The sequence below is a fragment of the Phosphitispora fastidiosa genome, assembly GCF_019008365.1.
Classification (GTDB): domain Bacteria; phylum Bacillota; class Thermincolia; order Thermincolales; family UBA2595; genus Phosphitispora; species Phosphitispora fastidiosa.
On sequence record NZ_JAHHUL010000080.1, the window covers coordinates 1 to 368 of the forward strand.

Annotated in this window: 1 protein-coding gene; it reads left to right on the forward strand. The window is 45.9% G+C overall.

All coding sequences use genetic code 11. From position 1 onward, the window contains the following. The coding region (locus tag Ga0451573_RS19020) for a hypothetical protein (protein WP_231685775.1) at window positions 1–368 on the forward strand (368 nt) is incomplete at both ends.

A 368-nucleotide genomic window follows, 5' to 3' on the forward strand; every position in this document is an offset into this window, starting at 1 on the left:
GACAGATACCAATGGACAGATATATACCTTCACTTATGATGATGCTGGCAACATAACCCGGATCAACTATCCAAACAATACCTATACCTCATTTGCACATGATAATGCCAACAGGGTAGAGAACATCACAAATGCAGCAGCAGGCGGCTCAGCCTTCCTAACCTATGACTACATATATGACCATAACAGCCGCCGCACCCAAACGACTGTCAACAATACAGATGTATCTGCTTATCAATATGATAATATTGGTCAGCTTACCCAGGTAGTCGACAGCCGCAGTACTTTCACTTATCAGTATGACGGCACAGGCAACCGTACCGGGATGACCGGACCCGGCGGAACCGTAAACTACATCTATGACGAAG